This window comes from Paenibacillus sp. Pae15, from assembly GCF_024519685.1.
Classification (GTDB): Bacteria; Bacillota; Bacilli; order Paenibacillales; family NBRC-103111; genus Paenibacillus_G; species Paenibacillus_G naphthalenovorans.
Map to the genome: position 1 here is coordinate 145,414 of NZ_JALJRM010000010.1, position 26,711 is coordinate 172,124.

Genomic DNA, 26,711 nt, shown 5'->3' on the forward strand with positions numbered 1-26,711 from the left:
GTGATTCATTGCGAAGGTCTCGTCAAAATATATAAGAGCGACGAAATTGAAGTCGTTGCGCTGCAGGGGCTTAATATTTCGGTAGACCAAGGCGAAATGATGGCGATTATCGGCAACAGCGGGAGCGGCAAATCTACGCTTCTGAACATCCTGGGCGGCCTTGACCGTCCTTCAGCCGGGCAAGTTCGCGTGGGAGAATGGAACCTGCTCAAAATTACGGATGAAGAGCTGGTCCAATATAAGCGCAATACCGTTGGATTCATCTGGCAGAACAATGCCCGTAATCTGGTGCCGTATTTGACGGCGCTTGAGAATGTGGAGATGCCGATGATGCTGAGCGGGAAATATGACCGGCATTACGCTGCACAGCTTCTGGAATGGGTCGGTCTCAAGGATAGGCTGAACAACAAGCTGCAGCAGCTCTCCGGAGGCGAGCAGCAGCGCGTGGCGATCGCCATAGCGCTGGCTAACCGGCCGTCCCTGCTCCTTGCCGACGAGCCGACGGGCTCCGTCGATACGAAGACGTCGGATATGATCATGGACATCTTCCGCCGCTTCAATACGGAGATGGGCGTTACCATTGTGCTCGTAACGCATGATATGGCGCTGGCCGGCAAGGTGGACCGCGTGGTTGCGATCCGTGACGGAATGACGAGCACCGAGTTCATCAAGCGGAATCCGAACCTGGATCAAGCTGCCGCAGGCGGCGGGACGATTCACGATGTTCACGAGGAATACGTGGTGCTGGACCGGGCCGGACGGCTGCAAATACCGAGAGCGTATTTGCAGGCGCTGGGAATCGAAAGCAAGGCGTCCATGGAATTTGACGGGGAGAAGATTATCATCAAAACGCCCAAAACATTGGATGAGACCGCTGTAAAGCTGCATTAAAGTACATTTAAAACCATAAAATCGGAGGGTTTTCAAAAATGAACAAATGGATCAAAAGAACGGCGGCGCTGTCGGTCAGCGTCGGTATGATGACACCTGTACTTGCAGCTTGTACGAGTCCGAACACATCGGACAACACGGAGCGCACACTGCGCATCGCCACGACGATGGGCTATAGCGCGAACGATGAATATTTTCGCCAGCGGTTTACCGAGCTTTATGAATTTGCCAATCCGAATGTGAAGATTGAAATCATCTCGGCCATGGACGACCGCTACATGTATGGCCGACCGGACCCCAACGAAAAGCCCCAGGATCCGCTGGAGAAGCTGAAGGAATTGATGCAGGGCGACAATCCGCCGGATATCGTCATGACCCAGTATGAGCAGCTGCCTGACTTGATCAGCAATAACTTGCTGACGCAGCTTGATCCTTTGATTACAAAGGACAAATTCGATATCAGCGATATCGTCCCGGCGGTGATCGAGGGCATCAAAAAGGTCGGTGAAGGTAAAATCTATGCGTTGGCGCCGACATTCAATTCTTCTGCCGTCATCTATAACAAAAGGTTGTTCGACGAAGCGGGAGTGCAGTATCCGACGGATAAAATGACCTGGGAGCAAACGTTTGATTTGGCCCGCCGGTTGGCCAAGGGAGAAGGGGAGAACCGGAAGTACGGATTCTCATTTTCGACTTACAATATGGGCGGGGACATGTCGTATGCGACACAGCTTTACACGGCGCCTTTACGGCTGAGAATGTTTGACGACAATGGTGAGAAAATGACGGTCGATTCGGACCAATGGGAGAACGCATGGAAAACGATGCTGCAAATCCACACGGAAAAGCTTGTTCCCGGTCCGCTGGATATGTCCAAAATGAACGGGAGCATAGGTCCGAATGAAAACTATAATCCGTTCCAGCATGACGATTTCCTTTCGGGACGCGTAGCGATGGCGATCATTAACTATGGCGAGCTTGACCGCATCATCGATGTGATGAAGAATGCGGATCGGATTCAAGGCTTTTCTCCGTTCGAATGGGATGTCGTCACGCTGCCCGTTCACCCGGAAGCGCCGGATACAGGCGGATTTATCGGGATGGATGGTATTATGTCGATCAACGCCAAAGCGCAGGATCCCGAGGAAGCATGGAAGTTCCTGAAGTTTATTAACGGTGAGGATTGGGCACGGTTGAAGGCCGGCAGCTCGCATAATATCGTTTCCCGGCAAAAATATATCAAGACAAAGGACGGGTTGGACTACAATCAACAAGCATTCACTTCATTAATGCCGGTACCGTTCGAAGACACAAAGCTTTATCTCAAAAATCCGAGATTGTATGAGGTGCAGAGCATAGGCTATCAGAAGCTTCAACAAGTGATGGAAGGCAAGCTTCAGGTCCGTGAAGCATTGAAGCAGTGGCAGACCGAAGGGGACGCCATGATTCAAAAACTCAAAGAGAATCCGAACGGCGAACCGGGTATGCCAGAACCAAGAACGTTGGGTTAAACCCGCTTGACTAACGAAAGGAAATGGAACAAGGAGGTTAGCAGAAGATGAACCGGAAATCCAAGCGAACGAAATCATGCATACTTCTTCTGGCAGCCGCACTTATGCTCAGCTCCGCCGTTCCCGCCTTTGCGGCGGACGGCGGTACGCCTCCTCCCGGCAGCGACGCCGTGATCTCCATTGGAAGCGCACCGGTGCTGGGCAAGGTTGACATCGGGGGCGGCAATTTTTTTGAGTTGAAGAATGTGACTATGCTGCCCGAGCAAGGCGGCAATACGGTAACGTTTACCGTTACGGTCAACAACGTAGGGTCCAGCGACCTGTTGTTTATCGATTATTGGGTCCGGCTGAAGACGAAGACCGGCAATCAAATCTCGGTTCGTGTACTGCCGCAGGATAAAGACAAAAACCGGATCACACCAAAGTCCAGCCAGGACATCAGCTTCTATGCCAGCGTCAATGAAACGACCGGGCTAAAAGACCTTATTTTCGAATTCATCAAATGGGATTTCTCACAGACCAACTTCGAACGCAAAATCGGCGAAGTGGCCGTTCCGGCAAACTACAGCATCGTAACGGCAGCAGGCGGGGCTCATACGATCCAGATTGCCGGCAATCCGGTCAAGACATCCATCAAGAAAGTGCTGCTGAGCAAAAACGAAAAAAACTATACGCCCACGATTGTGATGAATATGGAAAACATTGGCGCCCGAAGCGCGGTGGTTCCCGGGTATCAGTATTTGCTTCGCACAAGCGAAGGATATATGTATCCTTTGGAGGCCAAAGGAATCAAGGATCTCACGATTAATCCGCAGGTGGACAAGGAGATTGAACTGTCCGGCTCCGTACCTGTTTCCGTGAAGCCGGAGAACTGGCAGCTGGTGATCATTCAGCATGCGGCCGATGTGAAGCTGAACCTGCCGATTGCGTATTTTGCGCTGCCTCCGGTATCGGAGGCGGACAGTGTAGACACGGGCAAAGAATATCACTTTTCGAACAAAAAGGGAACCTATACGGCCCGGCTGAATACCGTGCAGCGTTTGCCTTGGGAGGATCAGGACATTTTGACCGCCGGATTCACGCTCTCCAACAACGGTCCGGAATCGCTGCCGATCCCGGACATGGCGGGATACTTTATGCTCGACGGCGCGGTGAAGGTGGAGGCGAAGCTGATCAGGACGGATAAAGTGATAGGTTTGGCTCCGGGCGCATCGGCGCAGTTCCAGTTTATCGGCAAAATTCCGTATACCTACGAATTCGGTGAGGTGAAGCTGATACTTCAGGAAAAGACCGCTGCCGATGATGCCCAAAACGGAGGAGCGGCGCAGACGGACGATTTGCTGGAATTCGTACATCGTGCGGAGCTGATGAACGTAACGTATAACAACATAGGCGAAGCTCATCATGTGACAAGCGTGGGAAGAAGCGCAAGCTATAAGGTTCGGGAAATCAGAACGTACATCGGAGATACGGCGAATACCTTTGCGGTGATGCTTGAAGTGAAAAATCTGGAGAAGCGTTTCACGGATATCGCCCAGTTGGTCGCCCATATCAAAACGGTGGACGGAACCGTATATCCCGCAGCCGTGACGGAGATCAAGAGCAAGGTCAATCCGGGAGGCACGGCGCTTTTGATGCTGTCCAGCAACGTTCCCAAAACGTTCCCGATCACCGGAACGCATGTGATGATCGGTGATGCGGTCACAGAGGATCAGCTTACGGAAATCGGCAAAAAGCCGGATGCCTACGTGAATGCGGCGGCCTTCTGGCTCCCTCAGGAAAATCAGACGGTTCAGGATCATTTCAAAGACATCGATCTGGCTCCTTATAAGCTGTCGCTCAGCAATATCAAGCCGCAAATCGATCAGACGGGGCTGAAGCTGAAGTTCGATTATGAGATGTCCAAGGATTTGCTGCTCGTCTCGAACATGGAAGGCCGAAAGTTAATCATTGAGATCAAAGACGACGAGGATAAACTCAATTTCACCAAGGAGTTTGCTTTTGAAGAAGCGGCTGAAGGAGATTCCTCGAGCGGAGCGGCAGACAGGCTGCAGCTCGGTAAGCATTTGAATGTAGAGATAACGAAGCAGGACAGCGAAATCATATATCAGGTTCAATTTCTGAAGGGTTACAAACTCAATATCTACGATTCCTTTAAGGGTCAGAAGAAGCTGCTCGCCTCGAAGCAGGTCCTATGGTTTGAAACGATAAAATAGATCTTCCTATATATCTGTATTAAAAAGCTTTAAGCCGTCCCTGACACAGCCGATCATTGCAATGCGGGGACGGTTTTATATGAAGACACAGGGTGATTATGAACGTTTGGTTAATTTTGCTTTGAAAGCATTGACAGGTTTTGCAGGATATCTTATGTTTATCATGTTTATATCGTTAACAACATTCTTAACGATAATTACATAGATAACCGAGGAGATTATCATGAATTCTAAGCCACAAAGCTTTGCTGAACTAAAGCAGGCCGCAAGCAATCATCTGTCTCTTTCCTTTGAGACGGACGGTTTCAGTCCCTTGGTCGGAAGAATTTTCGCGCTGCTGCTTTTCGCTGCTGAGCCTTTGAGTCTGCAGGAAATGGCCGATGAGCTCGGAGTGACGAAGGCAGCTGTCAGCGTCCAGGTCCGCGCTTTGGAGAAGCACTGTATGTGCCAGAAAATACCTACCGGCAACGACCGCAAGGATTACTATTACATCGCTGAAGATTTTAGTACGATCACGCTGCGCACGATGCGGCATAAAGTGGAGTCCATCACAAAGCAGGTGGATGAGTCACTTTCGATTTTATCCCAAATCGATAATGTGACGGAGGAAGAGCAAGCTTCTTTTCAAGTAACCAAACGCCGTTTTATTGAGAGCGCGGCGATGTATCGGCTGGTCATGTCGCGGCTCGAAGGCATTGAGGAAGAATGGGTTCGGATAAGGGAGCAGCTATAATGTGAAATAACAGGTGTATTATTGAAGGGGATACAGAAAAAAACTCGTCTAAGTAGTCAGCAATCGTAATGGAGGAGTAGAGAGATGAATCATTTATCGAGTTTTTCCATGAAGAACGTCGCAGCCGTCATCATCATTTGCGCGATGTTGTTCGTCGGGGGCGGATATGCCGCTGTAACCATTAATCAGGAAACAATGCCGGATATCTCGCTGCCCATGGTTTTTGTCAGCACGACGTATGTCGCACCTCCCAGAGACGTGATGGAGGATGTGACCAAGCCTTTGGAGAAGGCGATCGTCGGTTTGGAAGGACTCAAAAAAATTACTTCGACCTCCGCTGACAATTTTTCGACCATTCAAGTCGAGCTGGAAAACGGGCGGGATCCTGATGAAGCCAAGCGGGATATCGAAGGCATGCTTTCCAATGTCAGCCTTCCACAAGGCGCTTCCGAACCCAAGGTGGCCAAATTCGGCTTTAGCTCGATCCCGGTCTACTTTCTGGCGATGAGCGGTCAAAACGGGGTAAATCAGTCTGATCTCGATCGGATTTACAACGATATCATCGATCCCACCTTGAGCACACTTGACGGGATCGACCGGCTGGACGCCGTGGGGAATCAGGAAGCTACCCTGAATATGAAATTGAATATGAATGCGCTCATTAACTACGGCTTGACCCCGGCTCAGGTATCGCAAAGCATCCGTGCCGCCCTTACGACAAGCCCCGCTGGTTCCGTTGATATTAACGGCAATACGCAAATGGTGCGCGTCCGAAGCGATTTGAACTCCATCTATGCTCTTGAAAATATGAAAATCAATACGACGGACGGCAATACGGTACTGCTGAAGGACATTGCTAAAGTCGAAGCCATTTCCGAGTCGACATTCTTGTCCAGATTGAACGGCGAGCCTTCGATCGGCTTGACGCTCTATAAAGCGAAAGACGCGAATACCGTTGAATTTGTCAGCAAAGTCGAAGGTCTGATCGCCAATTGGGAGAAGGAATTTCCTAATGTGAAATTCACCCCGATCATGAACCAGGCCAACGAAGTCAAAAAGTCGATCAACGGCATGTTGGAGAAAGCGGTTCTGGGTGCTCTGTTTGCCTCGCTCATGATCCTGCTGTTTTTAAAAAATATTCGTATGACGATCATTGTTTTGGTCTCTATCCCATTATCCATTTTAATTACGCTGCTTGTTATGGTGCCTTTGGATATTACCTTGAACATCATGACCCTGGGTGGGCTGACTATAGCCATAGGCCGGGTAGTGGACGACAGCATCGTCGTTATCGAGAATATTTACAGTGAACTGGTAAAGACGCATGAACGCAACGAATCGGTCATCAAGCATGCGACATCCCAGGTGGCTTCCGCCATCACCTCGTCGACTTTGGCGACAGCCGGCGTTTTTGTTCCGGTTGCTTTTGTAGGCGGGATCGTAGGTGAAGTGTTCAGACCGTTTGCCATTACAATAGCGGTGGCGCTTCTGTCTTCGCTGGTTGTCGCTTTGACCGTCATTCCCATGCTGGCCAAACTGCTGGTACTGAACCACCAGAAGCTTAAACACCATGAGGAACCGAACAACGGAAAGTTTATGACCCGATATAAAAAGGTTCTTTCCTGGACCCTTGATAATCCAAAGAAAACCGTTTTTGCTTCCTTTCTTTTGTTTATCCTGACCATTGGCGGAACGGTTCCATTCATGGGATATGAGTTTATACCGGAAAGCAGTACGGCAAAAGAAGTGCAGTTTTCCATGGAGATGCCGCGCGGGACGTCCTTTGAAACGATGGATTTAAAGGCTAAGGAAGTGGAGAATATGCTTCTGGCCGCCAAGGATCCGAACAATGAGCCGGCCTTTACCTATGTGAACACCATGGTCGGTTTTGACTACGGGGAGGAAAGGATCGCTTATAAAACCTCGATTATGGCCAAAGCATCCGAAGCTTCCGATACGAAACAGCTTTTGGAAGAAATGAAGGTCAAGATTGCAGAGATGATGCCGCAAGGCTCCGAGGTTACCGGTAATTTGACGGAATCGGGCGGCGCACAAACAGGATCGGATTTTATTTACATGCTGAAAGGCGACGATCTGGATCAACTGATGATCGGAGCCGAATTAGTCAAAGAAAAAATGCGCGAATTTCCGGAGCTGACGGAGATCGAGGACAGCTTAAGCGATAAAAAAACGGAGCTGGAGATCAGGGTCGATCAAAACAAAGCGCGTTTGTACGACTTGTCTTCCGGGCAAATTCTGGAGAATATCCGAAGCTGGCTGTCCAAAGACAGTATCGGTGACCTCAGATTCGACAACACCGTATTTAATACGAAGATCATGCTCGATGACGATTTCAAAGACTCGGTGGATAAAATTGGCCAACTCCAGATTAAGACGCCGAGAGGTTCTACGGTCTATTTGAATGAAGTGGCTCAAGTCCGTCAAATCGATTCACCGGCCAACATTACCCGTGAAAATCAGGAACAATATGTAAGAATCACGGCTTCGATCGAAAGCAAGGACAAAGGCGGCGTCAGCAATAAAGTGAGTGCGGCGCTGCGAACCATTGAGCTTCCCAACGGCGTACGGACCGAAGTTCAGGGGGTTAGCGACGACATCCAAAAAACGATTAGTGATATGGTTGTTGCCATGGCCGCGGCCATCGGCATCGTTTATCTGATCATGGTTATCGCCTTTGGGAACGCAAGCGCGCCATTCGTTATCCTGTTCTCGCTTCCGCTTGCCGCTATTGGCGGATTTATAGCGCTTTTGCTAACCGGAGAAACGATCAATATCACATCTTTGATCGGATTTCTTATGCTGATCGGGGTGGTGGTTACGAATGCCATCGTATTGGTCGACCGCGTTCAGCAAAATGTAGAGGCGGGGCATTCCATTCGCGATTCATTGATAGAAGGAGGAGTAAGCCGTTTTCGCCCGATTATTATGACTGCCGGAGCTACGATAACCGCCATGCTGCCTATGGCCTTTGGAGCAGCTGAGGGAGGGCTTATTTCCAAAGGGTTGTCCGTTGTCGTGATTGGAGGTCTGACGACTTCTACCATCCTGACTCTGGTTGTGGTGCCTGTCATGTATGAGTTGGTGGATGGAGCCAAGCAGCGAGTAAGCAGATTGTTCAGGCGGAACAAGAAACAGGCTGTCGCTATGAAGACAGAATCCGTCGCACCTTAATTCAACCTGCGATCGGTATCGATAGATAAAGGAAAAGGAGAATCGGCACAAATGAATCGGACATGGAATCATACAGTCAAACATAGCACCAAAATAGCGGGGGCTGTTGTCATCAGCGCGGCTCTCCTTACGGGTTGTTCTTCTCAGCCCCCGGCGGATGCTACGGCGAATACGGCGGAAGCCCAATTGAAGACCGTAAGGGCGGCGCCCATCGAGAAGAGAAAAATCAGTGAGCCTATGGAACAAGTGGCCGACGTCATCTCTTCCATACAGATGGATATTGTCACCAAAGCGGGCGGCGACGTAAAGGAAATTCTGAAAAAACGCGGCGACATGGTGAATAAAGGCGAGGTGATTTTCCGGCTTGATCCTACGGATGTATTAATTCAAAAGGAAAAGACACAAATCGCTTTGGCCACGGCTCAACAGCAAATCGCCAAAGCTCGTCAAGATTTGGCGGATTCCAAGCTGGACCTGCAAAACGGAATCAAGAAGCTTGAACAGTCCATCAAAGATATGGAAAAAGATTATAACAAGATGCGCAACGATTATGATATGGGGCTTGTGACCAAATTCCAGCTGGAGCAAATGGAGTCGCAGCTTAACAACCTGCGCCTTGATCTGGAGAGCAGTCAGAATAAGCTGAAAACACTTGAAAGCACGAATTCGTTGGCTCAGCTCGAACAGGCTGTCCAAACATCGAACTTATCCATCCGCGAGATCGACCGCACCCTCGAGAATATGGAAGTGAAGGCCACCGTCAGCGGTGTACTGACGGATCTTCCTATCGAGGTCGGTATGTACTTGAATGGAGGGTTCCGTGCGGCCCAGGTACAGCAGCTTGACCCGATCAAAATCAAGGCGGAGCTGACGGAAGAAATGGCTAAGCTGGTAAGGGGCAAGACAGAGCTTACCTTCTATATACCGGGCACGTTGGATCATACGAAAGCCAAGGTGAGCTACTTAGCCGACGTGATGAGCTCTCAATCGAAGTCGTTTACACTGGAATTGGAGGTTCCCAATGGCGACCGTAAGCTGAAACCGGGGATGAAGGCACAAATTCTGCTTACGGAGGAAAGCGAACAGATGGTTGTCACCGTACCTTCGCTCAGTGTTGTGCGTGAAGGCGGAGAAACCTTTGTGTTTATTCTCGTTGGCGACCAGGTGGAGAAGCGGAAGGTGTCGCTTGGACGAGTAAACGATACATTCCAGGAAGTCCTCTCCGGCGTCAGTGAGGGTGAACAACTGATCGTATCTGGACAAAACCAATTAAAGGACAAAGAAAAAGTACAGTTGGCTAAATAACCGACATCAGACTTGACAGGAGGAAACCCAAGTGAAACACAAGCTGAAGAAAACCGTAGCATCTGTTGTAATTACCGCCTCGATGATAAGCACCGGTTACTCCGCTTTAGCGGCCGAGGCTTCAGAACCCGCCGTCAGCGCACAGACGGCCGTTACATACAAATTGACCCAGGTCTTGGATGTCGAGGTCAAAAGCGTATTGAACGAACGCGTACAGGAAGGGACGCGTCTGGGTGTCGTCATCCGGATGAAGAACAACGGCAATGCCGTAACGAGAGTTCCGGAATACGAGCTTCGCGTGAAGACAAGCGAAGGCATTGAATATACGCTGCAGCCTAGCGCCTCCAATGCCAAAGCGATTCAACCGAAAGCCAATACCGAGCTGAGCTACATGACGGTTATCGACCGGACCGACAGCGTCAGCTTAACCGAGGTCAACTGGACGGATGTAGACGTGTATGTCTATCCAAAGAAGGAGACGCTGATCGCAGCCGCTCCGATTCAAGGAGAAACGTGGAAAGGAAGCGATACGCCGATTACGGATCCCGCGGCCGTCAAAAAATGGTCGGACTCCTTCGTGATTCCGTCGGTGATCTCTCCGATTCAATATACACCGGTAGGCATCAACAAAGAATCGACCAAGGAGGGTACATTCTACGTCGTACAGCTTTTGGCTTACAATCCGGCGGACAAAAGAGAGATCGTCCCTGATTTTGTTATCGACGGTAAAACGGACGGCAAGATTTACTCCGGCAGCCGGGTAGAGCAGGGGATCGTTGCCTTGGAAGCGAAAGAAAAAAAATATATCCATTACTCCATTCCCGTTGATCAGGATGCCGTACTCACCAGCTTAAACCTTCTGACTCCCGAGTCGTTTGCCCAGGGCGGGGCAGGGGGACCGGGAGAGAAGGTGACCTACAATGTGGGACGCCTGAACATTCTGCTTCCGAACCAAGGAAACATCAATAACCATGAGGCTTACACGCTCGGTGCGCCGATGAAATTTGACAGCCTGAGCACCTTGATTCACCCGGATATGGAAGTATCCGTCGTTGAACTGAACATGCATGAGAATAAAGAGGAAGGCTCCAAGAACGTCACGGCCAAATTTAAGCTGACGAACAAGAGCGACCGTCCGATCGCCGTACCGAATTTCCAATCCGAAATCATGAGCGCGGACGGATACCAGTACAGCGGCAGCAAGCAGAGCATCAGCACGCCTTCGGTCCTGCCGAATTCGTCGATTACGGTCAGCTTCCAGTATACGGTGCCATTCTCCGAGACGGGCAAAGGACTGGCGCTCCGAGTATTGGACGCCAAGACGGCAGCTCCGTATAAAACAACCATCGCAACTTATAATGTGACGCTTCAACCCGAAAATGAGCAAAACCAATTTAGTGTTTATCCGTTCGATGTGAAGGTAAGCAGCTGGAATATCAGCGCGCTGTATAACTCGACGACGCTTACGCATTCCTACAAAGCCAAATTTTTCTTTGATATCGAGCGTCAGCAGCAGGTTCAGATCGATCCGAGCTTCTCTCATTTGCAGTTTGAGCTTTATGATAATTTAGACCGTTTACTCGGAACGGCAACCGCTCCTTTCATCGGTTCGAACCGGATTGTAAACGGAGAAAACAACTTTACCTTCAGCGGCAATTCCGAGCAGTTTGGTTACCCGTTATCCGTTCGCATCTACGAAGTGTTTACCACAGAGACAGGTGCAGAAGGTAAACGTCTGCTTGGCGTATTCAAGCAATAATCCGACTTTATATTTCATTTCCGGCGAAAGGCGGCCTTCTACAGGCCGCCTTTCGTCTTGCTGTGTACGCCCAGCATGGGCGTCATCTCTAGGGTGAAAGTCCCGAACGGGGGCTGGCGAGCGCCTACCGTAGCTGAGGGCAAGGGTGTCCGCCGCGAGGCGGAATCTGAAGGAAGCCGGAGGCTTGTCCCAGGCTTCTTTTTCCCGCAGGGTAAGATGCGGTTTAAGCAACGGAAAATGGGGATCGTACCTTCTGCGGTAAAGGTCCGCGAATTCACGGATTTCGGTTGACGGAAAGACGGCATGCCATAGAACATATCAATCCCACCTTTGCTTACATTATAATGGCTTCCGGTCCATCTATCCAAAAGAAAAATGGAAAATAACAGAAATAGCAGTTCGTCCACACCAGCATTCAAACGTTTACATAATATGATACGGACATCCTATTGGAGAAAAGGAGGCTATTGCCATGAGACGTCAGGTACACAGCAAGGAAGTCAAAGCCGCGGTATATCAGAAGCTGGAAGAACGCGGAGTCACTATTGAAGACATCGCTCTGATCGTCAGGGAAATCCAGCTGTCTTATGATCCCGGCTTAACGCTGCAGACGTGTATAGAGTCCGTTCATGCGGTTTTGCAAAAGCGGGAGCTGCAGCATGCCGTCTTGGTGGGCATTGAGCTGGACGTACTGGCGGAGAAAGGGCTGCTGAGCGAGCCGCTTCTATCCATTATTTTATCCGACGACGGACTGTTCGGCTGTGATGAAACGCTTGCGATTGGCTTGGTGTTCGGCTACGGGAGCATCGCTTTCACCACCTTCGGGCACCTGGATAAGCATAAAGTCGGAATCATCCGGAATCTCGATATCAAAGCGGGCTTTGGCGTTCATACCTTTCTCGACGATCTTGTGGCCAGCATAGCCGCATCCGCTTCCAGCAGGATCGCTCATCATAAGCGTGATGACGATGAACGGGAAATGGTTGTTCATGACCCTGGCACCGATTCGGAAGAGCAGGTCAGCTAACTACATGTCTTGCATCGCGCCTCATTATACTTGTTATATTTTGGAGAGGCTTCCTTAAAATAAGGCAACTTATTTTGGTTAAGCTATTAACAGAACTTTATTTTTCATCTACATCAAGCGGAGTGAGGACAATGAACTGGATTTATTGGGTGAAATTGTACGACAGTAAATTTCAGGCCGGCTGCTTGGCCAAGCGGATGGAAGAAGACTGGTGGATCTACGGTTATGAATGTCCTTCGGAGGTAGAGGTGTTTCGATCCAAAAAAGGGCGTTTTGGCGTAAGGTATATGGTATAATTTTATGCTTGACTTCAACGATTTATTTGGTGTATATTTAATTTTGTCGCTGTCGTAAGCGAAACAATAGCGCGGGGTGGAGCAGCCCGGTAGCTCGTCGGGCTCATAACCCGAAGGCCGCAGGTTCAAATCCTGCCCCCGCAACCAAATACACCAGGGCCCTTAGCTCAGTTGGTTAGAGCGGTCGGCTCATAACCGATTGGTCGGGGGTTCGAGTCCCTCAGGGCCCACCAAATAAGATCTTGCCGGAGTGGCGGAATTGGCAGACGCACAGGACTTAAAATCCTGCGGTAGGTGACTACCGTACCGGTTCGAGTCCGGTCTTCGGCAGTTCTTACAACGATTTTTATAAAGGGTTTTGCTTGGCAATCGCCAAAGCAAAACCCTTTATTCGTATTTTTTTACTATAGGCGAGTGTTTTTTCATTCCCTCGTTCATATACTTATATAATCACATGAAAGAGGAGGGGTTCCATGCCTTCGATTATTTTGGCGCCCATTAAAGTGACTGGTAACGCTGGCGAGCTGGTATTTGGCGATGTCCTGCAAATTACGCCTAAAAGCACATCCAAAGCGAACGCAGGGGCTGGAGGCAGCAATACTGGTGATTTCAGCGCTACGTTTACGCTGATCAGTTTCACGAATACGATCGATCCCGATGTAGCCGATTCGAATAATGCGGGAAACAATTAGGCCGCATATCGTGCCGGCGATGCAGCGTTAGTCCGATGCGCATCTCTCCGTACTGAACGAAAACGGACGGGATGCGCTGATTTGTATTTTACGTAAACCGGATATCGATTTCCTGGTAAGGGTTCTCCGCGCTTTGCTTTCGTATGTGGAGCTGCAGAATGCCGTTTCGATAGACCGCTTTACAGCTTTCGGGAACCACCAGACTGGCCAATCGGATGGTCTGCGTTTTGTTGTCCGGCAGCCCCTCCAGGCGAACTTGGTTCAGGTTCAGCTTAACCCTCAGCTTGCGTGCTTGCGCTTTATCCGGGACATGGACTTTCACAATAACATTGTTGTGAGTATCAAAAATCTCGGTATGAAAATGATGCTTGAGTGAAGGGGAATCCATATTCGGCATCGCTTGCTTCATGACGTTCTTTACATAATTTTCAACCCATGCCATAGGTTCACTCTCCTTCCCCGGGTTCATGGGTCCTGTAAAAGGCAGCTTCCCGCCAAAAAATTGCTCGAAATTTTTCCAATTTATATCGAAGAAATTGTTGTTATTTTTGTTTTCGTCCATGATCATCCACTCTCCTTACTGCTTCAGTATATGAATGTGAAACGCAAAGGATAACCTTGATAACGAAGCAAAACACATACTTTCTGGGATCAGAACATATAATGAATCAAATCCATAACGGGTAAGGTGTTGCTGCCATGCCGGCCATCGTGGGTGCAATTAAGATTGTGAGTGTAGGTACAGGCTCCGTAGTGCACATCGGCGACGCGATCCAATTGGCTCCCAAGACGATAGCCAAAACCTTTGCAGGGGCAGGTTCTTTTAATACCGGCGAAAATGTAAGAACCTACAATGTAGTCAGTTCGACCAATACTTATGATAATGACGTATTCGATTCCAACATTTCCTCGGCGGATAAGGCAGGTGTCGTCTAATTCTATGCAGCTGACCATTCATCAGAATATCGTCATACACCAGCTCAGAATCGGCGCGGTGACGAATTCGTCCGTAGTTCAGATCGGAACAGCCGGAACGATTCGCGCCTTGGCGAATTTGTATAATACGGGAGGGTTTACCGGACCTGCTCCTGAATTGGGAGGGACGTTTGCGGTTCCGTCCGCCGTACCTTTTGTGCCTCTTCCTACACCTTCCCGTTAACGGAGGAATATTCGATGAATTCATCCTACCCTGAGTCTTACTTTCATCAGTTAAACGAGTATTTGAGGTGGCAAACCGAACGCATCCGGAATTTGGAGGGACGTATCGAACTCATTGAACGAGAACTGGATTCGCTAAAGGGGCAGCGAGGGGTGACTATCGAAAGGATTGAATACAAATTCGACCAATTAAAAGTGGAAACATTGGAAGGCACATTAAATGTAGGCTTGTCCCCGACAGGCTTAGGGGCTCAATCATTGGATGACGCCACGGCAGGAGGGCAGGCCATCGGAACCAATACAGCCCGATCGGAATCCTTTGCCCGCATTCAGAAACAGGTCTATGATTATTTGCGGCGATCCTGCCCTGAGGAGCTGGCCGACCTTGAAGCCATGTATGGGGTGGAGTTCGGTCAGGACTTTTCGGATTTTGTCATCGGAGATTTAAAAGGGCAAGCCGCACAGAGGATCGAGTATTATTTGGATTCGATGGTAGACCCGAAGCAGGCGGTGCTTACGATGGAGCAGGAGCAGATCATTACGGATAAAGTCATTGGAGATATCCGTTTGGCGATGAAGCAGTATGTAATGAAAATGAATCAAGAGGGGGGCGCTGCGAATGATTCTAAAGGTGGAAAATAAGGCGCTTAACGTCGGGAATGTGAAGGTGACCGCTGTTGCCAGTTCGTCCGTTTTTCTCATAGGCGATACGCAGGTCATCTATTTGTCCAGTGTGTTCGATACCCCGCCGGAGTCGCTGATTATCGGGCCTCTCGAACCGCTGCCTCTGGAGGAATGAGCATGGCGCTCCCGGTCAGGACCTCGGTGGTAAACCGGGTCATGATTTATAATATCGGTTATGCTTCCGCCTTGAATGCAGGGGATCTGGGAGACTTCTCGCCGGTAACTCTCGCTTTAGCGGTTCATCGGGAGATTCCTGCGTATCACGGGAAGGAAGGCAATCTCAAAGCGTACCCGATTTTCTCGGCGCCTCTCCCGGTACCGAGACAAGCGCGTGAAGTTCATATGTCCACACATCAGGTTTCAGGTGCTATACATGTCAATAATGTGGAGGTGCTGGCCATTTCCACATCCTCTTTAGTCCAGATTGGATCGATTATATCGATCCGCTCGGAATCCCGAATCAAGCATATCCGGCAGCTGCTCCGCGGCTTACGGCCAAAGTAGACATTTGAGACCCGGGAACGGGTCTTTGTTTTTTGTTTTTGTAATGTTTCAGAACAAGCGGGAAGATGAAACTACCAAACAGCATATGGCCGCGGACTCATAAATGGCGTGAACAGCATCGCCGGGACTCCAGCCTAATGTTGATTTATGATATAATAGATGGGAATAGGATGAATGAAGAGAGGAGCGGAATAACTTGGCAGGCAGAAAGGTAGAACATGTCGGTGTCATGGTAAAGGACATCGATACTTCGGTTCGATTCTATAAAGAAGTGGTCGGATTAGAGTTGAAAGATAAGCTGGATCATTCGAATGGAGTGATCAAGCTTGCTTTCCTCGGCTTCGGACAGGCTGGCGAAACGGAGCTGGAACTGATTCAAGGCTATAACGACGGGCTTCCGCAGGAGGGCAAGGTGCATCACCTTGCATTCACGGTCGATGACATTGAAGAAGAGTGGGCCCGGATTAGCCGGATGGACGTTGAGCTCATCGATCAAGAAATTACGACACTGCCTAACGGTTCAAGATATTTCTTCTTCTACGGACCGGATGGAGAATGGATCGAATTCTTTCAATCCACCCGCTCGAGTTGATGCATGAAGAACGACAACGCTGCCGTTCAAGAGAGAATAAATTGCTTTTTGTGTAAATACTTTTATGTGACATGGGACCCGGGCTTTCCCAGAGGCTGCCGATTCTACGGATTCAAGACGAACGACCTGCCTTCGGCATTGGTAAAGCGATCCTCAGGAAAGCCGTGCATGGCGTTTGAGAAAAAAACTAAAAGCTAGGTGAACAACGTTATGCTGTTCAGCAAGAGTCAAAAAAAACTGATACTGGAGATTCTGCTTAAAGAAAGGCGCCGGTTATTTTCCAAACACAAGGGGGAACTCCTCGATCAAACGATCGATGATTTATCTCAGATGGTACGCAACGAAAATATCAACATAACCGAACCGAAAGATAGCTCCATCGATTGGAGTTCAAGGAATGGGAAACGGAAATAGCAGGTTTCATGTCCATAAGGCATCCCGTAAGGGGCGCCTTATTTTGTAAACCAACGGATGACCATCATGCCGAGCGATAAGACGACACTGATCACAATACACGTAACTATCGGAAAATAAAATTTTACATTCTCTTTCTCCACGACAATGTCGCCCGGAAGCCGGCCAAGATTCAAAAATTTTCCGCCTACGGACCACAGGAGTCCGACGACGATCATAACCACTCCGCCCCAGATCAACAGCTTGGGAATCGAATCCATACTTGCCGCTCCTTATTTTGTAATCAGCTTTAACTGCACCGCTTGTTCTTCTGTTAAAATGAACTCTTCATTAGGCAAAAAATCCTCATCCTTGTCTCTGCCGAAAAGCTTGAGCAGTTCAATCCATACTCCCTTTTCCATCGCCTCGGATGCAGAAATCACAATTTTCATAGAAATTGCCTCCTGTAAGGGTTATATGCTTTATTTTACACGAAAAGGGTTGTTGAAAACACCACTTTTTTGGATGCGGAACCTTCGTCGGATGTCTCCCGTCTACTCTATTAGGAACGTACTGGCGCTTGAAAAGAAGAGGAGAACGATATGAAAAGACAGATGTATAAAATGTTCATATATCTATTGCCCTTGCTATGGTTAGGGATGTCCTATGTAAAGCCATCCTTGGCCTGTGCATGTGCCGGGGAGGATCCGCAGCCAACCCTTTCCGACTGGCTGTATGTATCGGCAGGCGTTGTATGCTTTGCCGGGCTGGTGATCTTGACTATCGTACTAACCGTACGGGTATGGATGAATCACAATACAAAAGACGGGAAAGCTCCCGTCAACGAATGAGTGCTTGCCTGGCTTAGGCTGTCACTGATTTTTGCAATTCCTCCGGTTCGGGGACAGCCTTGCATATTCCGGCGCTGTACATAGTAGAATTAATGTAATGAAAGCCGGTCTTAAAAATTATTTCATTCTTTGTTGACAAGGGAGGATGCACCTTATTACATGCAATGCAATAGTACATAAATGATCTCCTTTCGCGTCGATGTGACAATTATAGACATATTATATGCCCAAAATTGTGATTTAAGACACATTTTTTTTATAGATTTTTCTAAATTTTTTTCATATTTAAATGGAACGATAGAAAGGCGAGCGGAAGAAAAAAAGTGCTGTCTAAAAAGTGTTGACTTTTACTCATGAGATTGGTATTATATACGCAGAAATAATATTTGATGTTATGACTTGTTAGCTCAGCTGGGAGAGCACCATCTTGACAGGGTGGGGGTCAGTGGTTCGAGCCCACTACAGGTCATCCCAAAAAGTCCTTGATATTCAAGGGCTTTTTTATTTTGTGATAATTTATAATGTGGTTTCATAGAGGAGCTACTTGGATAATTGGTTAAATAACCCGAATCCAGAGCTACGGCTTCGACTTTAAAGCCGAAACGCTTTACCTGTCGGTCCAATCGTTCAACGTAAGCAGTGCATGTACATCCGTAATGATGTTGTAGTTCATATCGACGGTACGATGGTCTAAATAATAAAATCCTTCGGGCTTTCCTTCTCTAACCATATAGCCACTTTCGGGATCTGTCTTGCTCACTTTAATTTCCTTATGCTCGATCACTTCCTCTCTTGGTTTTAGAGCTTTTTCCATGATTCTTGCGATCCTCCTCCACCGCGTCGTTGAGTTCCTCTATGTAATCCTTCGTGTTTTGCAGCACCTGTTGTTTCGTGAACTTGTGTTTGTTGGCGTTGGCTTTAATATGCGTGGAGTCTGAGATGAGAACCCTACCTCCGACCATTCGATGTTGAACGGCTTGAAGGACGATTTCATCGAACACCTCTTGGAAGATCGCTGTATCCTTGAACCGTTTGCGTCGGTTCCAACTAATGGTTGTGTGGTCTGGAACGCGATCTGTTGTAACCGTCAAGACCTTTTGAACAATTTTCGCTAATTAGTTTTGAACACTACCAAGAAACCAACGATACGCTTGGTTTGAATATCTTGTTCTAAGCGCCGCTCCGAACGATTGCCGTAAAAGTAGCCGAGAAAGATCATCTTAAAGAGGATCACAGGAACAATGGCCGGTCTCCCGTTATCTTCGCAGTACAGAGGCTTTACTTTTTCTCTAATGAATTCAAAGCTGATGTATTTGTCGATCTTGCGAAGCATGTGATCTTGAGGAACGAGATCTTCGATAGATACAAATTCATAGGATTTTGTTTACCGTTATTAGAACGAAGCATGCTCTTCACCGTCTAGTTCATGTGTTACCTATATTAAATTTTTTTAGTATAAAGAAAGCTATCGAGACTTTCTCGACAGCCTGAAAATGAGGAATCAAGTTTTTTTGCTTTTTATGTACTTTTCATAAGACGTCCAAATGGCAATTGGTGCCGAAAAGAACATTTCCCGAATGCGTCCGCAGTTTCCTTCTGCATGTACGGTGTAATGTGAGCATACCAGTCCAACATCTTCACGCTTGACCATCCATACGCTCAGCTATCCGTTTATGGTTTTCTCTCATCTTTAGCGACATAACAACATGTCTACCCTCACGCTTGTTGATGAAGAAATTCGGTAATAAATTGATAATAATTTGATCATAATTAGATAACAAATTGATATAAAATTTTCAACTCGGTGTTAAAATGGATTGAGAATCTCTAGATGTAATATGACAAGGGGGATTTTCAATTGGCTCGGAGCAGCGTTATGACTAAGATAAAAGAGTGGTTTGTAGAATGGTTTATAGGTAAGAAACCTGACACCGACAAGGAAAACATGATAATTTGTAAAGCTTGCGGCGGTACTGGCGCATTAGACGTTTTTATTAATTGCGATGAATGTGAAGGAAAGGGTTATACCTTGATGACACGGCAACAGTGATGGATTTCACCATTGGGAGATTTATAGGGATATTATTAAGACTCAACCCCGAGCCGATCCGGGGTATTTTTTATGCCCGGAAAAAGGGCGAAGAGTGGTCTTCTGCAAAGATTCGTACAAACGGTGTCTAGTCTATAACCATGAAAGGAAAAAATTAGTGGAAAATCGACGCGGATTCCTATAAAATTTACTTTATATAGATAATCATAGGTTGAGGCGGTGGGAGTATGCCAGCTATCGGAAGTATTTACCCTAAAAAAGAAAATATCTTTAGCAGTAAAAAATCCCTAAAATCATTGCCAGTGTTGATTGTCAGGCTAATGAAGGGATTTTTATTTAGGAAAAAAACGGAACAATGCGGTGAATTTCTGCGTGTAGCGGGGAAAGTAAAAGTATCGGCAAGGAAAAATTCTAAGCTGATTTTAGGTGATAATGTACTGCTATACCATAATGTAGGTTTTTACCTAGATACCGACCACGCCGTTATTTCAATTGGGGACCGTACTTATATTAATCGCAGAACAGAAATTATGTGTAAGGACAATGTTACAATAGGTAGCGATTGTGCGATTTCGTGGGATGTTACTATAATGGACACGGATTATCATTCAATTGAAGGGAATAGTGATACAGCGTCTGTAACTATTGGAAATAAGGTTTGGATTGGATGTAAAGCAACCATCTTAAAGGGAGTAACTATTGGTGACGGGGCGGTTATTGCAGCCGGAGCACTGGTTACAAGAGATGTTCCTCCAAATTCCGTTGTAGCTGGAGTTCCTGCGAAAGTAGTCAAAAGCAATATACACTGGTTGTAAGACTACTTAATGATCCACACGAAACCCGTGTGCAATCTTTAACTAATAAAGTCCATAGGCTTACTAATAAGAACACCTGCTCGGAGTTAACGGGCGAGTGTTCTTATTTTTTTCGGAGGTGCAGCGGTGGTTGCAAGATCATACCTCTTACGTCGGATGCAAACCAAAGTTTCACTTGCACACATCCGACTAGGGCGTGCGTATTGCCCGTATGAGGTTAATGTTCAATAAGTCCTGCCGAATTTTGTAAATATTCATATGAAAATATACCCATTTTTGTGAAAAGTGTGATATGATTGATTCGTAAGTAGGATACAAAATGTACCATATATAAAATAAAACAGATACATAATGTACCAGGGAGTGAATCGTTTTGTTGGTGCCTAATAAAACCTTAACGCTAGTCGCATTCTTATTCGTCACGGTGGTATGTCTTATCCCGGACAGCAAAGCAACCGTGTTCTATCAAGTATCTACTCCGATTGGAACGTTCTCGCCGGATAAGGTATTGGTGTTATGTGCGATGTATCTTTCGTTCATTTGTTTGATGATCTCTCGGGCAAAAACAATGGCGTTGTCTAAATTCCCGGTGTTGATCATGTCGGCTTACCTTTTCTGTATCTTATTTTCGTCCTATCTATCCGTCGTGATGGGGGAAGGATATTTCCGAATCAATTCCCTCGTGTTTATGCTAATCATGAATTTTGGTGTGTTTTTTGCAGTGTATTTGCTCACCACAAATTATGAGTCTTTTAAGAACAAAATGATAAAAATTGTCATTTTTCTGAGTACGTTCAATGCCATCTTGGCAATTTCGCAGTTTATCACCCGGCAACCGTTGTTGATCGAAGAATATCTATTGCGTGAAAGGGGCTTTTTTGCTGCGGGAGACCGAGTCACCCGTTCGTTTGGCTTTCAAGGGGAACCATTGGCACTTGGAACGGTCTGCATGGTTGGGCTCATTATGGCGCTCGGGATGATTGTTGAGCTACGGCGGAGTGGGAAGGGGGCAAAATGGTATATTATCAGTGCCCTCATCCTCTCTTTTGGGCTATTGACCAGTTTCTCGCGCGGAAACATTTTCGCCACGACCATTGTGCTCGTACTATTTTTGATAGCTTACAAGATTAAAATTAGCTTTAAACTGATATTTAGATTTGGCCTCTTGTGTGTTGCGATATTCGCCGTACTGTATCAAACCGGGATATGGCAATCTTTCGTTACCCGTATCGCTCGAACGGATGATGAGTCTTATAGCCATCGTTTCAGTGTGATTTCTAATATTTGGGACGCTTTTCACGAATTCGGTGCCATCATGCTCTTTGGTCTATCCCCTGGTGCGGGTGTAAGTATTCGTCATATTACAGGAGTGCTCGACAATAATTTCATCAAAATATTGTATGAGTCCGGCATGATTGGGTTCGTTCTTTTTCTATCAGTCATTCTGATTTTGTTATTCAAAACAAAAGCAACACTGTTAAAACTCTGTTTGGTGGCCTTATTGTTGAACATGAACACCTACGAATTGACCGCGTACAGCAGTATTGGAACGCTGTTTTTTATAATACTCGCTCTGCTTTCTGCTGATTATGTACCAAGGATGAAACGAAGTCGTTCCTCCTCCGTGCCAAAGATAGCGAGTAAGGATATGCACTCAAGCCATTCGGCATAGCAAGGACTACAGAGGATTTCAAATCGTTCTTCACCTAAGCCAAGTACAACATGTCAACCCTCTAACGCATGGTTAACCATGCTCCGATCTACCCCGTCATCTGCCGTAAACCCTGGGATTTTATATGAATGATAAGAGGACGGCCATCTTATAGGTCTTTTAAATATGACAAAAGTCCTTAAATTATCCGATTAATCGACATGAAAAGAAAAATATGGTACTATAGAATCAATGATTAATGAGATTGAAGGTGGAACGATGGGACTATTTATTTGGGATGTTATAGGGATCATCTTGTTTATTGGTGTCATCGGATTATGTATCAAACAGCTCACCATGACAAAATAGGGAGCTTATGCAGAAAGGCATGAGAAACATTTAAGCTGCTTTAAGGGCAGAGACAAATCGATGGATAAAAGATCAATTTCGAATTTTGATCATAACTCGGCGAATAGGGTAAAAAAAGTTCAACCGCTCAATCATCATTTCGTTGAGGCGGTTGAACTTTTTTCATTTAAATCTCAATTTCTCCGGTTGTCCGTAACAAAGAAAGGGTGAGTTCGTCACCTTCCTGCTCCAAATCTATTTTGCTGATGTTATCGTGTGTCTTCGTAATGAGGTCCGGATGTCCATCTGTCTCTTTGTCCGTTTTATCATTCGCAAGATTTTGCGCTCCTTTGAGGACATCCGGACTGGGTCTTGTCCACGGAGTGACGTATGGTTTGCCTAACTTGGATACACGCGGGTGAAAAGCGTTTGGGTCGACACCGGGAATGTCATTACAGACCCCTTCAAGATGTTATAAGGCTGACCAACAATAACGGGAACAGGAGGGAAAAAGATGAAAAGAAAACGGATGCAGCGATGGGGTGTCCTTGTGCTGGCTGCAGTACTTCTTGTGATCGCGGCGTGCGGAAGCAGCGGTACGCCGGGTGCGCAGCCTGCCGGCGCTTCTTCCAACGATGCGGTGCCGCTTGTAGTCAAGATTACTTCCTGTACGAGCCATGATCCGATTACTTACAGCATGGAGCAATTTAAACAAAAACATGAAGCGAAAATGGATGGCCGATTCAAGGTGGAGGTTTATCCATCCTGCCAGCTGGGCAGCAGTGATCAGATGGTGCAGCAAGTGATCGCGGGCAACGTGCACATTTTTGTTACGCCTACCGCATTTTTATCCGGCATAGAGCCGTTAATGACGGTGATCGACCTGCCTTATCTCTTTCCTGATGTTCGAGCGGCAACGGAATATTTGAATGCGGAAGGGAAGCGGGCTTTGGAAGACAAATTAAATGCAAAGGGAATTTCGGCTCCCCCTGAATTCCATAAAGAGCTCGTTGAGGCGTCGGAACAGGTTTATACCAAATTATACGCCAGAGTTCCGGACTCCAAAGAATGGATTGATCACATTAAAGAACATTTTGCCAAATAAGAATGGAAAAGAAGGACCGCCTGCCTGGGAACATGAGGAGGTGGTTCTTCCGCTTGTAGGTTGTAAAATATACCAGACGGGCGGTCTTGTCCGCCAAGCTCCGGTTAAGCAGGTTGGCAAGGAATGTGGTACAATGGAAGCCGGCAAGTTAAGCTTGCGGGCCTTTGCTGTTTCATGCCGTCATTTTTCATGCATAAATTATTTTCCTTGGTAAACACTTACCGGAAAAACATTGAAAAAAAGGCGGTTATGGCGATGGTATCCAAGAAAGCGCGACAGGTTGTTTACATACTTTTTATTGTGACAATATTTATTACGGGAGGTTGTACGAACAGGCAAACCGAGCATATCGGACTTCAAGAGCCTACGCCAACCGGCCATACGGCTACCATGTATGTAGCCAACGTATCGACCTTGTCCAATGTCCCGGTATACAGGGAAAGCGGCGGGCTGGTCTGGGTGCCGCTGGAGGAAACGGCGAAATCGATGAATTATGATCTGCATTACGCCAACGGTTGTTTCGCCATGGGCGGCACGGATGCGGCTTATTCCGTCAACATGAACCAAACCCGGGCCATGGCAGGTGATATGCCCGTCGAACTGCCGCAGGCCCCCAAATATATTGATCATAAACCGCATCTAACTACACAGGCGTTGTCCGCGCTGTTCGGAGTCCCGGTGAACTGGAACGGGGAACGGTCGCAGGTTATTTTCTCCCCGATCGATGATCGACGGCTGTCCGACCGGCAAAACACATTCCCATTGGAGCAATCTGAAACGGAAACCCTACGAGCAGCAGGAATCTCGGTGAACAAAAATGACTTGATCCGCTTTGCCGAAGGGTTGGTAGGAACGCCCTATCAATTTGCTGCCGGACCTTACGAAAGTACACATACATTCGATTGCTCTTCCTTCGTCCAGTATGTGTACGGCCACTTCGGAATCAAGCTTCCCAGGTCTTCACGTGCTCAGGCGGAGGTTGGTCAAAGCGTATCCGTAAATCAGCTGCAGCCCGGGGATCTCCTGTTCTTTTATACCCCTGGCCGGTTTGCCAGCAACCAAACGGTAGGTCATGTGGGGATCTATGCGGGTAACGGACAAATCATTCATACCTACGGCGATCCGGGGGTTACGTTAACGGAATTTGATACATACTGGAGAAATCGTTTTTTGTTTGCCAAGCGTGTTGTTTAACTAGATTAGCTTGGGAACGGTTGAAGGGGGACAAGATGAAGATCTGGATGAAGGTGAAGTTAGCCGACACCATCAAATCCTATTCTAAGCATCCGGATTATGATTACAAATGCAGCATAGATGTTTTGGCGTGGGATTCCATGATCGAGGAAGGCCGCAGCGAGCATGAGAATCCAGGCAGACCCGATGAGCGCGGGGAAGTTGTATCGGTCATTATAGGCATTGTCAAGGGGGAACATGCGGAGATCAGGGTGCAGTATGAGCAGGAGGATTATGAGGCGCATAAAACCAATTTACTTATACAAAGAGCGGTGAAGGAAGGCATGAAGCTGATCAAAGAAAAGCTGGATGCTTATTTAGGATATGAGCCGTTGAATCGATGAAATATGGCGGGGCCGCGGCGGCAAAAAAAATGCGCATAAAGATTTTCGGTTTGGACATCATACTATTAACGGTGACAAGAGAGGTGTGGTTCCGTTGGGCGATCTAACGAGCAATACCGTGGAAGTTGTTGTTGAATCGAGATAGAAGCGGAGGTGTGTGCCAAAGACACGTTACTGTAGTACACGTACTGCAAGATGTGAATGAGGTGTAAAACCCGAGCTAATGGAAAGATTCAAGGCAAATACCAAACACTCACCGTTGAAAAGGACTCCGAAAGGGGTCCTTTTTCTATTTTGTGCTGCCTTAAGGTCTCCTTCTTTTTCCTGCTTATTCAATGAATTTTCCATGATAAAATGGATTCGGGTGATGCATATGCTGATTAGTCCTATGCTCCTTGAGTCTCAAGACAATCCTTTCTCAGACCCGGCTTTTATATTCGAACCGAAAATGGATGGGCACCGGCTAATCTTGATCAAGAAGGGTGATGAAACACGGCTGTTTACAAGAGAGCAGACGGAATGTACACGCCAGTATCCCGAACTTCATGATGTTCCTGTGGAAGGTGACGTTATTCTTGACGGCGAGGTCTGCTGTATTGATCCGGATACGGGAGCTTCGGATTTCGAGCTTGTCATGGAACGTTTGCAGTTAACAAAGCGGGAGAAAATCCACTTTTTTGCCAAGCAGCGTCCGGTGCATTATGTGGTCTGGGATATCCTTCAACATAAAGGCCGCGACTTGCGCAATCTTTCATTAATGAAAAGAAGGTCTATCCTTGAATCCGTTATGGTGACAAATGAGCGGTTTCACATCATACTTCAAGTAAATGAAAGAGGCGAGGAGCTTTACAATCTGTTGGTTGAACAATCCATGCAGGGGATGGTTGCCAAGAAAAAAGACAGTCCGTACGTTTCCAGGCGCTCTCATGACTGGTTAAAGATCATGAATTACAAGTACGAGGATGTGTGGATTACAGGGTATCGAAAAGAGGGCATTGGCTGGTTGGCGGAGGTGGAAGATCATGGGCGAAAGCGGCCGGTCGGGATGATTGAATCCGATATATCCCCGCTGCAGAAGAAGGAGTTTTATGATGTCACTCAACAGCTGATTACAGGCGAGGACAATCAATTTGTTTATATTCAACCTTTGATCAAGGCCAAAGTAAAATTTTACCATTGGACTCGCCACGGTTTTTTAAGGAAGCCTTCCTTGGTTGAATTAAAATTTTAATGTTCTTTTCATCTGTTTTAAAGATTACTTTCATGATCACCGGCCATAATGAATAACGTACCCCATCTTTTTATATAGGGCTTGCTGAACAAGATTAGTTCCATCTACACCCAACGCAAGTCTCTAAACC

28 protein-coding genes, 4 tRNA genes and 1 pseudogene are annotated in these 26,711 nt (G+C 47.3%); 28 read left to right on the top strand and 5 right to left on the bottom strand.

Translation table 11 applies throughout. From position 1 onward, the window contains the following. The 13 genes from NR121_RS11050 to NR121_RS11110 all read left to right on the top strand — a co-directional run bounded on the left by NR121_RS11050 (nucleotide 1) and on the right by NR121_RS11110 (nucleotide 13,622). Complete coding sequence (locus tag NR121_RS11050) at nucleotides 1-891, top strand: ABC transporter ATP-binding protein (protein ID WP_062407739.1); 891 nt, start codon at nucleotides 1-3, stop codon at nucleotides 889-891. Between the two features lie 38 nt (nucleotides 892-929). Continuing rightward, nucleotides 930-2,402, top strand: a complete 1,473-nt coding sequence (locus NR121_RS11055; RefSeq protein WP_062407741.1) for an ABC transporter substrate-binding protein — start codon at nucleotides 930-932, stop codon at nucleotides 2,400-2,402. 47 nt (nucleotides 2,403-2,449) lie between these two features. Further along, the gene (locus NR121_RS11060; protein WP_062407743.1) at nucleotides 2,450-4,618 is read left to right on the top strand and encodes a hypothetical protein; all 2,169 of its coding nucleotides are present in this window, start codon (nucleotides 2,450-2,452) and stop codon (nucleotides 4,616-4,618) included. A 223-nt stretch (nucleotides 4,619-4,841) separates the two neighbouring features. Then, nucleotides 4,842-5,351 (top strand): GbsR/MarR family transcriptional regulator, encoded by a 510-nt coding sequence (locus NR121_RS11065; RefSeq protein ID WP_054819954.1) that lies wholly within the window; start codon nucleotides 4,842-4,844, stop codon nucleotides 5,349-5,351. 84 nt (nucleotides 5,352-5,435) lie between these two features. Beyond that, entirely contained in the window at nucleotides 5,436-8,543 is a 3,108-nt protein-coding gene (locus NR121_RS11070) for an efflux RND transporter permease subunit (protein WP_062407745.1), read from the top strand. Between the two features lie 51 nt (nucleotides 8,544-8,594). Next, nucleotides 8,595-9,848, top strand: coding sequence for an efflux RND transporter periplasmic adaptor subunit (locus tag NR121_RS11075; RefSeq protein ID WP_062407747.1), 1,254 nt, complete (start codon nucleotides 8,595-8,597; stop codon nucleotides 9,846-9,848). A gap of 31 nt (nucleotides 9,849-9,879) precedes the next feature. Further along, the gene (locus NR121_RS11080) at nucleotides 9,880-11,607 is read left to right on the top strand and encodes a hypothetical protein (RefSeq protein WP_145862498.1); all 1,728 of its coding nucleotides are present in this window, start codon (nucleotides 9,880-9,882) and stop codon (nucleotides 11,605-11,607) included. A 472-nt stretch (nucleotides 11,608-12,079) separates the two neighbouring features. Further along, nucleotides 12,080-12,634 carry a phosphatidylglycerophosphatase A family protein gene (locus tag NR121_RS11085; RefSeq protein WP_054820066.1) on the top strand — a complete coding sequence of 185 codons (555 nt, stop codon included), beginning with the start codon at nucleotides 12,080-12,082 and terminating at the stop codon, nucleotides 12,632-12,634. Between the two features lie 131 nt (nucleotides 12,635-12,765). After that, complete coding sequence (locus tag NR121_RS11090) at nucleotides 12,766-12,930, top strand: hypothetical protein (protein ID WP_171006049.1); 165 nt, start codon at nucleotides 12,766-12,768, stop codon at nucleotides 12,928-12,930. Between the two features lie 70 nt (nucleotides 12,931-13,000). Next, a tRNA-Met gene (locus tag NR121_RS11095) sits at nucleotides 13,001-13,077 on the top strand. Between the two features lie 9 nt (nucleotides 13,078-13,086). Further along, nucleotides 13,087-13,163, top strand: a tRNA-Ile gene (locus NR121_RS11100). Nucleotides 13,164-13,174: 11 nt separating this feature from the next. Further along, a tRNA-Leu gene (locus tag NR121_RS11105) sits at nucleotides 13,175-13,260 on the top strand. A gap of 143 nt (nucleotides 13,261-13,403) precedes the next feature. Next, nucleotides 13,404-13,622 (top strand): spore germination protein, encoded by a 219-nt coding sequence (locus tag NR121_RS11110; RefSeq protein WP_062407752.1) that lies wholly within the window; start codon nucleotides 13,404-13,406, stop codon nucleotides 13,620-13,622. An 88-nt stretch (nucleotides 13,623-13,710) separates the two neighbouring features. On the opposite strand, the gene NR121_RS11115 is transcribed toward NR121_RS11110, so the two are convergent. Beyond that, nucleotides 13,711-14,184 carry an Hsp20/alpha crystallin family protein gene (locus NR121_RS11115; protein ID WP_062407754.1) on the bottom strand — a complete coding sequence of 158 codons (474 nt, stop codon included), beginning with the start codon at nucleotides 14,182-14,184 and terminating at the stop codon, nucleotides 13,711-13,713. A 137-nt stretch (nucleotides 14,185-14,321) separates the two neighbouring features. Here NR121_RS11115 and NR121_RS11120 point away from each other — a divergent pair, with 137 nt between their 5' ends. The 6 genes from NR121_RS11120 (at nucleotide 14,322) to NR121_RS11145 (ending at nucleotide 16,560) form a co-directional block, all read left to right on the top strand. Then, a complete protein-coding gene (locus NR121_RS11120) occupies nucleotides 14,322-14,558 on the top strand; it encodes a spore germination protein (RefSeq protein WP_054820064.1) in 237 nt (78 codons plus the stop codon). 4 nt (nucleotides 14,559-14,562) lie between these two features. Further along, the gene (locus NR121_RS11125; RefSeq protein WP_054820063.1) at nucleotides 14,563-14,781 is read left to right on the top strand and encodes a spore germination protein GerPB; all 219 of its coding nucleotides are present in this window, start codon (nucleotides 14,563-14,565) and stop codon (nucleotides 14,779-14,781) included. A 14-nt stretch (nucleotides 14,782-14,795) separates the two neighbouring features. Continuing rightward, nucleotides 14,796-15,422 (top strand): spore germination protein GerPC, encoded by a 627-nt coding sequence (gerPC, locus tag NR121_RS11130; protein WP_062407758.1) that lies wholly within the window; start codon nucleotides 14,796-14,798, stop codon nucleotides 15,420-15,422. After that, the gene (locus NR121_RS11135) at nucleotides 15,400-15,579 is read left to right on the top strand and encodes a hypothetical protein (protein ID WP_054820062.1); all 180 of its coding nucleotides are present in this window, start codon (nucleotides 15,400-15,402) and stop codon (nucleotides 15,577-15,579) included. The genes gerPC and NR121_RS11135 overlap by 23 nt, the downstream gene beginning before the upstream one ends. Before the next feature lie 2 nt (nucleotides 15,580-15,581). Continuing rightward, nucleotides 15,582-15,968, top strand: coding sequence for a spore germination protein GerPE (locus tag NR121_RS11140; protein WP_054820061.1), 387 nt, complete (start codon nucleotides 15,582-15,584; stop codon nucleotides 15,966-15,968). Nucleotides 15,969-16,164: 196 nt separating this feature from the next. Next, nucleotides 16,165-16,560, top strand: coding sequence for a VOC family protein (locus tag NR121_RS11145; RefSeq protein WP_054820060.1), 396 nt, complete (start codon nucleotides 16,165-16,167; stop codon nucleotides 16,558-16,560). A gap of 452 nt (nucleotides 16,561-17,012) precedes the next feature. Here NR121_RS11145 and NR121_RS11155 read toward each other — a convergent pair whose 3' ends face one another. Then, nucleotides 17,013-17,234 (bottom strand): DUF2905 domain-containing protein, encoded by a 222-nt coding sequence (locus NR121_RS11155; protein WP_054820058.1) that lies wholly within the window; start codon nucleotides 17,232-17,234, stop codon nucleotides 17,013-17,015. Nucleotides 17,235-17,246: 12 nt separating this feature from the next. Then, nucleotides 17,247-17,405 carry a hypothetical protein gene (locus tag NR121_RS11160; RefSeq protein WP_171006050.1) on the bottom strand — a complete coding sequence of 53 codons (159 nt, stop codon included), beginning with the start codon at nucleotides 17,403-17,405 and terminating at the stop codon, nucleotides 17,247-17,249. 150 nt (nucleotides 17,406-17,555) lie between these two features. On the opposite strand from NR121_RS11160, the gene NR121_RS11165 reads away from it, so the two are divergent. Continuing rightward, a complete protein-coding gene (locus tag NR121_RS11165; protein WP_054820057.1) occupies nucleotides 17,556-17,804 on the top strand; it encodes a hypothetical protein in 249 nt (82 codons plus the stop codon). Between the two features lie 13 nt (nucleotides 17,805-17,817). On the opposite strand, the gene NR121_RS25315 is transcribed toward NR121_RS11165, so the two are convergent. After that, entirely contained in the window at nucleotides 17,818-17,982 is a 165-nt protein-coding gene (locus tag NR121_RS25315; protein WP_137671281.1) for a DUF3973 domain-containing protein, read from the bottom strand. Nucleotides 17,983-18,200: 218 nt separating this feature from the next. On the opposite strand from NR121_RS25315, the gene NR121_RS11170 reads away from it, so the two are divergent. Next, nucleotides 18,201-18,273, top strand: a tRNA-Val gene (locus tag NR121_RS11170). Between the two features lie 82 nt (nucleotides 18,274-18,355). Here NR121_RS11170 and NR121_RS11175 read toward each other — a convergent pair. Next, nucleotides 18,356-19,164: pseudogene (locus NR121_RS11175) on the bottom strand (transposase); the annotation flags it as partial. A gap of 516 nt (nucleotides 19,165-19,680) precedes the next feature. Here NR121_RS11175 and NR121_RS11180 point away from each other — a divergent pair. The 7 genes from NR121_RS11180 (at nucleotide 19,681) to NR121_RS11210 (ending at nucleotide 26,581) form a co-directional block, all read left to right on the top strand. Further along, nucleotides 19,681-19,854 carry a hypothetical protein gene (locus tag NR121_RS11180; protein ID WP_160327346.1) on the top strand — a complete coding sequence of 58 codons (174 nt, stop codon included), beginning with the start codon at nucleotides 19,681-19,683 and terminating at the stop codon, nucleotides 19,852-19,854. A 227-nt stretch (nucleotides 19,855-20,081) separates the two neighbouring features. After that, nucleotides 20,082-20,669 carry an acyltransferase gene (locus tag NR121_RS11185; protein WP_235594257.1) on the top strand — a complete coding sequence of 196 codons (588 nt, stop codon included), beginning with the start codon at nucleotides 20,082-20,084 and terminating at the stop codon, nucleotides 20,667-20,669. 379 nt (nucleotides 20,670-21,048) lie between these two features. Next, on the top strand, nucleotides 21,049-22,341 hold the full coding sequence (locus NR121_RS11190) for an O-antigen ligase family protein (protein WP_335338489.1): 1,293 nt from the start codon (nucleotides 21,049-21,051) through the stop codon (nucleotides 22,339-22,341). A gap of 841 nt (nucleotides 22,342-23,182) precedes the next feature. Beyond that, nucleotides 23,183-23,773 carry a TRAP transporter substrate-binding protein DctP gene (gene dctP / locus NR121_RS11195; protein ID WP_054820049.1) on the top strand — a complete coding sequence of 197 codons (591 nt, stop codon included), beginning with the start codon at nucleotides 23,183-23,185 and terminating at the stop codon, nucleotides 23,771-23,773. 255 nt (nucleotides 23,774-24,028) lie between these two features. After that, on the top strand, nucleotides 24,029-24,967 hold the full coding sequence (locus tag NR121_RS11200; protein WP_160327347.1) for a C40 family peptidase: 939 nt from the start codon (nucleotides 24,029-24,031) through the stop codon (nucleotides 24,965-24,967). Between the two features lie 35 nt (nucleotides 24,968-25,002). Then, nucleotides 25,003-25,350 (top strand): hypothetical protein, encoded by a 348-nt coding sequence (locus tag NR121_RS11205; RefSeq protein ID WP_054820047.1) that lies wholly within the window; start codon nucleotides 25,003-25,005, stop codon nucleotides 25,348-25,350. A 373-nt stretch (nucleotides 25,351-25,723) separates the two neighbouring features. After that, nucleotides 25,724-26,581 carry an ATP-dependent DNA ligase gene (locus NR121_RS11210; protein ID WP_062410867.1) on the top strand — a complete coding sequence of 286 codons (858 nt, stop codon included), beginning with the start codon at nucleotides 25,724-25,726 and terminating at the stop codon, nucleotides 26,579-26,581. Nucleotides 26,582-26,711: the final 130 nt, after the last annotated feature.

What these genes read in the sequence shown, in the direction of transcription:
- NR121_RS11055 (WP_062407741.1), top strand. Translation starts at nt 930, where the DNA reads ATGAACAAATGGATCAAAAGAACGGCGGCGCTGTCGGTCAGCGTCGGT.
- NR121_RS11060 (WP_062407743.1), top strand. Translation starts at nt 2,450, where the DNA reads ATGAACCGGAAATCCAAGCGAACGAAATCATGCATACTTCTTCTGGCA.
- NR121_RS11065 (WP_054819954.1), top strand. Translation starts at nt 4,842, where the DNA reads ATGAATTCTAAGCCACAAAGCTTTGCTGAACTAAAGCAGGCCGCAAGC.
- NR121_RS11070 (WP_062407745.1), top strand. Translation starts at nt 5,436, where the DNA reads ATGAATCATTTATCGAGTTTTTCCATGAAGAACGTCGCAGCCGTCATC.
- NR121_RS11075 (WP_062407747.1), top strand. Translation starts at nt 8,595, where the DNA reads ATGAATCGGACATGGAATCATACAGTCAAACATAGCACCAAAATAGCG.
- NR121_RS11085 (WP_054820066.1), top strand. Translation starts at nt 12,080, where the DNA reads ATGAGACGTCAGGTACACAGCAAGGAAGTCAAAGCCGCGGTATATCAG.
- NR121_RS11090 (WP_171006049.1), top strand. Translation starts at nt 12,766, where the DNA reads ATGAACTGGATTTATTGGGTGAAATTGTACGACAGTAAATTTCAGGCC.
- NR121_RS11110 (WP_062407752.1), top strand. Translation starts at nt 13,404, where the DNA reads ATGCCTTCGATTATTTTGGCGCCCATTAAAGTGACTGGTAACGCTGGC.
- NR121_RS11115 (WP_062407754.1), bottom strand. Translation starts at nt 14,184, where the DNA reads ATGGACGAAAACAAAAATAACAACAATTTCTTCGATATAAATTGGAAA.
- NR121_RS11120 (WP_054820064.1), top strand. Translation starts at nt 14,322, where the DNA reads ATGCCGGCCATCGTGGGTGCAATTAAGATTGTGAGTGTAGGTACAGGC.
- NR121_RS11125 (WP_054820063.1), top strand. Translation starts at nt 14,563, where the DNA reads ATGCAGCTGACCATTCATCAGAATATCGTCATACACCAGCTCAGAATC.
- gerPC (WP_062407758.1), top strand. Translation starts at nt 14,796, where the DNA reads ATGAATTCATCCTACCCTGAGTCTTACTTTCATCAGTTAAACGAGTAT.
- NR121_RS11135 (WP_054820062.1), top strand. Translation starts at nt 15,400, where the DNA reads ATGATTCTAAAGGTGGAAAATAAGGCGCTTAACGTCGGGAATGTGAAG.
- NR121_RS11140 (WP_054820061.1), top strand. Translation starts at nt 15,582, where the DNA reads ATGGCGCTCCCGGTCAGGACCTCGGTGGTAAACCGGGTCATGATTTAT.
- NR121_RS11155 (WP_054820058.1), bottom strand. Translation starts at nt 17,234, where the DNA reads ATGGATTCGATTCCCAAGCTGTTGATCTGGGGCGGAGTGGTTATGATC.
- NR121_RS11160 (WP_171006050.1), bottom strand. Translation starts at nt 17,405, where the DNA reads ATGAAAATTGTGATTTCTGCATCCGAGGCGATGGAAAAGGGAGTATGG.
- NR121_RS11165 (WP_054820057.1), top strand. Translation starts at nt 17,556, where the DNA reads ATGAAAAGACAGATGTATAAAATGTTCATATATCTATTGCCCTTGCTA.
- NR121_RS25315 (WP_137671281.1), bottom strand. Translation starts at nt 17,982, where the DNA reads ATGTACTATTGCATTGCATGTAATAAGGTGCATCCTCCCTTGTCAACA.
- NR121_RS11180 (WP_160327346.1), top strand. Translation starts at nt 19,681, where the DNA reads ATGACTAAGATAAAAGAGTGGTTTGTAGAATGGTTTATAGGTAAGAAA.
- NR121_RS11185 (WP_235594257.1), top strand. Translation starts at nt 20,082, where the DNA reads ATGCCAGCTATCGGAAGTATTTACCCTAAAAAAGAAAATATCTTTAGC.
- dctP (WP_054820049.1), top strand. Translation starts at nt 23,183, where the DNA reads ATGAAAAGAAAACGGATGCAGCGATGGGGTGTCCTTGTGCTGGCTGCA.
- NR121_RS11200 (WP_160327347.1), top strand. Translation starts at nt 24,029, where the DNA reads ATGGTATCCAAGAAAGCGCGACAGGTTGTTTACATACTTTTTATTGTG.
- NR121_RS11205 (WP_054820047.1), top strand. Translation starts at nt 25,003, where the DNA reads ATGAAGATCTGGATGAAGGTGAAGTTAGCCGACACCATCAAATCCTAT.
- NR121_RS11210 (WP_062410867.1), top strand. Translation starts at nt 25,724, where the DNA reads ATGCTGATTAGTCCTATGCTCCTTGAGTCTCAAGACAATCCTTTCTCA.